At 64.3% G+C, this 6,553-nt stretch carries 4 protein-coding genes and 1 tRNA gene; 2 read left to right on the forward strand and 3 right to left on the reverse strand.

Annotation, left to right across the window (positions count from 1 at the left end; translation table 11 throughout):
- Nucleotides 1–7: 7 nt before the first annotated feature.
- The 3 genes from guaB to AC0L3L_RS29120 form a co-directional block, all read right to left on the reverse strand.
- Complete coding sequence (gene guaB / locus AC0L3L_RS29110; protein WP_123147581.1) at nt 8–1,510, reverse strand: IMP dehydrogenase; 1,503 nt, start codon at nt 1,508–1,510, stop codon at nt 8–10.
- A gap of 841 nt (nt 1,511–2,351) precedes the next feature.
- Nucleotides 2,352–3,062: an RlmE family RNA methyltransferase gene (locus AC0L3L_RS29115; RefSeq protein ID WP_473640463.1), complete on the reverse strand. Its 711-nt coding sequence runs from the start codon at nt 3,060–3,062 to the stop codon at nt 2,352–2,354.
- Between the two features lie 79 nt (nt 3,063–3,141).
- Complete coding sequence (locus AC0L3L_RS29120; protein WP_473640465.1) at nt 3,142–4,518, reverse strand: Ppx/GppA phosphatase family protein; 1,377 nt, start codon at nt 4,516–4,518, stop codon at nt 3,142–3,144.
- A 512-nt stretch (nt 4,519–5,030) separates the two neighbouring features.
- Here AC0L3L_RS29120 and AC0L3L_RS29125 point away from each other — a divergent pair.
- Nucleotides 5,031–5,963, forward strand: coding sequence for a lysylphosphatidylglycerol synthase domain-containing protein (locus AC0L3L_RS29125; RefSeq protein ID WP_473640467.1), 933 nt, complete (start codon nt 5,031–5,033; stop codon nt 5,961–5,963).
- A gap of 347 nt (nt 5,964–6,310) precedes the next feature.
- A tRNA-Gln gene (locus AC0L3L_RS29130) sits at nt 6,311–6,384 on the forward strand.
- Nucleotides 6,385–6,553 lie beyond the last annotated feature (169 nt).

Genomic DNA, 6,553 nt, shown 5'->3' on the forward strand with positions numbered 1-6,553 from the left:
GAGCTGGTTAGGCTCCGCCGGGGTAGTTCGGGCTTTCGCGGGTGATCGTGACGTCATGGGCGTGGCTTTCACGAAGTCCGGCGTTGGATATGCGTACAAAGGTGGCGCGGTCGCGGAAATCGGCAAGATCGCGCCCGCCGACATAACCCATAGCGGCTTTCAGGCCGCCCGCAAGCTGGTGCAGCACACCGGACACAGGTCCTTTGTAAGGCACCTGCCCTTCGATGCCTTCCGGCACCAGTTTCAGCGTGTCGCGGACCTCGGCCTGGAAATAACGATCGGCGGAGCCGCGCGCCATGGCACCGACCGAGCCCATGCCGCGATAGGCTTTGAACGAGCGGCCCTGGTGCAGATAGACTTCGCCCGGGCTCTCGTCGGTGCCGGCCAGCAGCGAGCCGATCATGGCGGCACTGGCGCCGGCGGCGAGCGCCTTGGCGAGATCGCCGGAATATTTGATGCCGCCGTCGGCAATGACCGAGACGCCCGATTTCTGCGCCGTCTCGACCGCCGACATGATCGCCGAAAGCTGCGGCATGCCGACGCCGGCGACGATGCGGGTGGTGCAGATGGACCCCGGCCCGATGCCGACCTTGACGGCGTCGGCGCCGGCATCGATCAGCGCCAGCGTGCCTTCTGATGTGGCGACGTTGCCGGCCAGGATGCGGACCGAATTGGACAGTTTCTTGGCCCGCGTCACCGCATCGAGCACACGTTGCGAGTGACCATGCGCGGTGTCGATCACCAGAAGGTCGACGCCGGCATCGATGAGCCGCTCGGCGCGCTCAAAACCGTCATCGCCGACGCTGGTGGCGGCCGCCGCGCGCAAGCGCCCCTGCACGTCCTTTGTGGCGTGCGGATTGAGCTGCGACTTCTCGATGTCCTTGACGGTGATCAGCCCGACGCAATTGCCGTCGCTATCGACCACGACCAGCTTTTCGATGCGGTGCTGATGCAGGAGCCGCTTGGCCTCGTCCTGATCGACGTTCTCCTTGACCGTGATCAGGTTCTCACGCGTCATCAGTTCGTAGACTTTCTGCGCCGGGTCGGAAGCGAAGCGCACGTCGCGGTTGGTCAGGATGCCGACCAGCCGTCCGACCGTATGCCCGCCGGCGCCGCCATTCTCGACCACCGGAATGCCCGAGATCGAGTAGGTGCGCATCAGCCCCAAGGCGTCGGCGAGCGTCGCGTCGGGGCCGATGGTGACGGGGTTGACCACCATGCCGGATTCGAATTTCTTGACTTGCCGCACCTGCTCGGCCTGTTCGGCCGGCGAGAAATTGCGGTGGATGACGCCGATGCCGCCGGCCTGGGCCATGGCGATGGCCAGACGCGCCTCGGTGACCGTATCCATGGCGGCGGACAGGATCGGCACGTTGAGGTCGATGTCGCCGGCAATGCGGGTGCGGATATCGGTCTCGCCGGGCATGACCTCGGAATGACCCGGCTGCAGCAGCACGTCGTCAAAGGTCAGCGCCAATGCGCCCGTGGACGTCTCGATAATTTTTGCCATGGCCAGCCCTCGGAATGCATGAAAAGCGCTGGACCGGATGGACAGCGCCGACTCGTCTTCTTCCCTTTCAGGATTGGCGCTGGCTCGTAACACGTCCCGTCGCCGATGAAAAGCCGATTGCTTGTGGACAGGAGGGCTGCGAATTCAGCTTAATGCCTTTCGCAGTGACGGATCGGTGGCCGGCATTCGCCGCTGCTCTGCACGGATTGAGTGTCTGGACAGCAGCGGAAGAGGCTCAGGCTCAGGGCAATCGCTTCAGGTTCGCGCCGCCCCTCACCTGCCTGCCGGCATCCTCTCCCCGTATAGTGACGGGGCGAGGGACGGCTTTTGCTGAAGTGATTAGCACATCTGTCTTGCTTTGTGACGGCAACTATGCTAGGAATTTATTCATAGTGCTGATTTGCGCCAGCAATCCGCCGCCGAGGCGGTTTTTTTATTTAGGCGCCATTCTTCGCAGGGCTCCGGACTGGCGCGGCTGCCAGGGGTCGCACAAATGTGACGGCAAGTTAAGGCGACATCCGACCCCACCCGTGGTAACCGCCCTGCGTGTCGGCTTGCCCCTTTGCCCCCAAGGGACTGGCAAGCAATCGGCGATGCAACATTCAAATCCGGACGCGTCTGGGAGTTGAGGAGTGGCGCCCTCCAGCGCTGGCGGGACAGCACCCCCCTCTGGCCTGCCGGCCATCTCCCCCTCAAGGAGGGAGATTGGCAGCTTCGCCGCTCCACGCACTCCTGCACCGTCGAAGGTTTGCAAAGACCGCGATGACGTCCGATCTCCCCCCTTGGGGAGATGTCCGGCAGGGACAGAGGGGGGGCGCTCAGGATCACTACAGGGCGATTTTTACCCTGCGCCGCTTCCGCCCTTAAAATCCTTCGCCAGCAGATAAAGCTCCACCGACTCATCGCGCGAGGCCGGCGGCTTGACGTGGTGGACCGAGCGGAAATTCTGCTTGAGCCTGGCGAGCAGCTCGTTTTCGGCGCCGCCCTGAAAAGTCTTGGCGAGGAAATGACCGCCCGGCTTGAGTACCGAAAGCGCGAAATCGGCTGCCACCTCGCACAGATACATGGTGCGGATGTGATCGGTCCTTTTATGCCCGGTGGTAGGTGCGGCCATGTCTGAGAGCACGATATCCGGTGGGCCGCCCAGCGTTTCGGCGAGCTTTTCCGGCGCCTGCGGATCGAGAAAATCCATCAACAGCACCGGCGCGCCGGGCACCGCATCCATCTCGAGATAGTCGATGCCGACGACATGCGGGTGTTCGGCCGTCGATTTCGTGCGCGCGGCGGCGACCTGGCACCAGCCGCCGGGCGCCGCGCCAAGATCGATGACCTTCATGCCGGGCTTGAGCAGATGGTGCTTGTCGTCGATCTCAATCAGCTTGTAGGCCGCGCGCGAGCGGTAGCCATCGGCCCTGGAGCGCTGGACATAAGGGTCGTTGATGTGGCGCTGCAGCCAGCGGCGAGACGATTCCTTCAGGCCGCTTTTCTTCTTGATCCGCGTCTTCAGCACACGAATGCCGGCCGAGCCCGGTTTTTGCGGTTTCTTGGTCATTGCCTGACTTCTTGTTTGAGCATGATCTCCAGCGAAAACCGGTTGCCACTTTTCGCTGACGCGGTCCTTCGGTTCGGGATCATGCTCTGCCACGCCCGTTGTTGCGCCAGACGCCGTCGTCGGCCATCAGTTCGCTCAATATGCCTTCGCGCAGGCCGCGGTCGGCGACGCGCAGCCTTTCCGACGGCCACACTGCGCGGATCGCTTCCAGGATGGCGCAGCCGGCCAGCACCAGATCGGCGCGATCGGCACCGATGCAGGGATTGGCGACGCGCTGCTGGAAATCCCAGCCGACCAGTTTTTCGACCATGCGGTCGACGCTGTCGCGGTCCATCCACAGCCCGTCGACGCGGCGGCGGTCGTAGCGTTCCAGGTCAAGGTGGACGCCGGCCAGGGTCGTCACCGTGCCCGAGGTGCCGAGCAGGTGGAATTTCGGGCTGGCGAGCACATGGCTCAGCCGGTCGCGCCCGTCAAAGGCGTGCAGGCGCACGGCCACATCCTCGACCATGGCGGCGAAAACCTCGCGGGTGACGGTTCGGCCGCCGAAGCGCTCGGCCAGCGAGACCACGCCGACCGGCAGCGATGTCCACGAGACGATGTGGTTTGCGAGCCTCGGCGAGCGGTGGCCGGTGAGATCGATCAGCGCGATTTCCGAGGAGCCGCCGCCGATGTCGAACAGGACAACGCCCTGCGTGTCGCGGTCGACCAGCGAGCCGCAGCCCGAAACCGCCAGCCGCGCCTCGGTCTGGCGGTCGATGATCTCGAGCTTCAAGCCCGCCTCGCGCTCGACGCGGTCGAGGAATTCGGCGCCGTTTGCGGCCGTGCGGCAGGCCTCGGTGGCGATCAGTCTTGCCTTCCTGATCTTGCGGCTGCGCAATTTGTCGCCGCAGATCTTCAGCGCCTCGACCGCTCGGTCCATCGCCGGCTGCCCAAGCCTGCCATTGGCGGTGAGGCCCTCGCCCAGCCTGACGATGCGCGAGAAAGCGTCGATGACGCGGAACTGGCCATGCCGCGTCGGCACCGCCACCAGCAGCCGGCAATTGTTGGTGCCGAGGTCGAGTGCGGCAAACACCGGCAGTTCCTGCACCGGCGGGCGGCGGACATCCTGCTCCGGCCTGCTTGGCGCAACTGACGGCAAAGGCGCGACGATCGCCTCGGGCGGACGGCTGGCTGGAGCGCTGCCGGCGGGCGCCGACAGTCCGGCCGCTGCGAGGTTAGCGTCATCGCGCACAAAAACCTTGCGGCCGCGCCGGCGCTTGCGCCGCTTCCTGGTCTTGGCCTTCTGCTGGCCATTCTGGTGCTGGGACGCGTCGCCTGTCTGTCCATCACCGGACCAAGCCTGCACCGGGCGGCCATTGTGCCGGCCGGCGGGTGGGCTTGCCTGGCCTGAAGGCGGCGGCGAAGCCCTGGACACGCCCACTTCCGGCGCGCCGGCGCCGGTGTCGTGGTCTTCCACTGTCGTTCCTTCCGGCGCCGCGCGAACCGGAGACCGGACGCAGCAGGCGCTTTCACGTGTTCTAAGTTGCCGCCAGACTAGCAGCGCCGGGCCGGATCACCAAGACATGAAATGCGTTCGCGGGAGGGGCGCTGAGGTGGTGACCCCTTCTCCCCCTTGTGGGAGAAGGGGGCCGAGCCCACGGGTCTTGCCTCCGGCAAGCCCAAGGACAGGCTCCGCTCGGTCGGATGAGGGGTGCTGGACGGATCGCGGCGTTGAAGACGTAATCACTTCAAATTACTCGCTTTTTTTAAGCCGAGTTTCTTCCAACACCCCTCATCCGGCTCGGCGCTGCGCGCCGATCCACCTTCCCCCACAAGGGAAGGCGCCAACGCCGAAGCACGCCTTCGCAGTTGAATAGCCGGCTTCGATAAGGCATTTCTGAAATAGCGGGAATGGACATTCGGAATCGCGGGCAGTTCCTGACGCGAACCGGAAGGGGCAACGGGGCTGCAGCGCATGATCGTCACGCCATGAACTGGAGGCGCTATTTCTGGCCGGTCGTCGGCGTTGCGGCGGTCGTCTTCTCGCTGTGGCTGCTGCTGCATGAGCTGCGCGGCATTTCGCTCGACGACGTCTGGGACGGCATCGTCGCCATCCCTGCCCGCGGCTGGGTACTTGCCGCGCTGAGCTCCGTTATCGCCTATGCGTCGCTGGCCGGCTACGACCACATAGCGCTCCTGCATATCGGTAAGAAGGTCTCTTGGTTGTTCGTTACCCTGTGCTCCTTCACCACCTACGCGCTGTCGCACAATATCGGCGGCTCGGTGTTTTCCGGCGCCGTGATCCGCTACCGCGCCTACGGCACAAGGGGGCTCACTGGGCAGGATGTCGGAGTCCTGGTGGCGATCTGCTGGATCACCTTCGTGCTGTCGACGATCTTCGTCTCCGGCCTCGTGCTGGTCTTCGAGCCTGAAATCATCGACCGGTTCTCCGGCGTACCGCACCATGGCCTGACCATAGCCGCGGGCGTCGCCATGTTGCTGCTGGTGGCGGCCTATGTCTTCGGCAGCTGGCTGCATCTCAGGCCACTGAAGATCGGCAGCTTCCATGTCCATTATCCGGTCCTGCCGATCGTCGCGCGGCAATTGCTGATCGGCCCGATCGAGCTTTTGGCAGCGGCGGCGATCATCTTCTTCGCCCTGCCCGTATCAGGCAACCCCGGCTATTTCGTCGTGCTCGGCGTTTTCCTGGTGTCGTTCTCGATCGCGCAGATCTCGCACGCACCGGGCGGGCTCGGCGTGTTCGAGGTCGTCTTCCTCGCCGGACTTTCGCACATGGACCCGGTTGCCGTGCTGGCAGCACTGCTGGTGTTCCGGCTGTTCTACCTGATCATCCCGCTGGTGATAGCGCTCGGCGTCGTGCTGTATTTCGAGCACTCACAGCTCGGGCGGGGTGAGAATTGAGGGGCACCGCCCGGGCACCGCCCCTTCTTCCTTCTCCCCTTGTGGGAGAAGGTGGATCGACGCGCAGCGCCGAGCCGGATGGTTGGACGGAACGCGGCGATGCCAAGCTGGAACACCCCTCATCCGACCGAGCTTCGCTGGCCACCTTCTCCCACAAGGGGAGAAGGGAGAGCCCACGAGACAAGCGGCTCGCCCCGGAATGGGCAAGAGTGAGGGCAAGTCAAAACCTGAAGCAATCGTCCCGATTGAAATGGCCGGGCAGGCTTGACTATTTTCCGGCGGCGGCTACAAGGCACGCGCGGCGCCATCGTCGCCCTGCCCGCGCGGTTTTCTTCAATCGCGCCTGCTGGGGAATAGGTTAACGGTAGACCCACGGACTCTGACTCCGTTAGTCCTGGTTCGAATCCAGGTTCCCCAGCCAAGCAAAATCAAGCACTTAGATACCAAAACTTTGTAACCGGGGCAAAACCGGTGGCGGGCGCGGCGTTATGACTCGGGTGTATCGGGTTAGAGTGGGTGGCGGTTTGGCGGGCGGCGTGATTCTGTCGGGCCATGGCGGAGCCACCAGATTCTCGAACGCCGACCCCTGC

Source organism: Mesorhizobium sp. WSM4849, assembly GCF_055811385.1.

Excerpts from the sequence above, each read along its gene's own strand:
- AC0L3L_RS29125 (WP_473640467.1), top strand. The coding sequence starts at position 5,031 with ATGAACTGGAGGCGCTATTTCTGGCCGGTCGTCGGCGTTGCGGCGGTC.
- guaB (WP_123147581.1), bottom strand. The coding sequence starts at position 1,510 with ATGGCAAAAATTATCGAGACGTCCACGGGCGCATTGGCGCTGACCTTT.
- AC0L3L_RS29115 (WP_473640463.1), bottom strand. The coding sequence starts at position 3,062 with ATGACCAAGAAACCGCAAAAACCGGGCTCGGCCGGCATTCGTGTGCTG.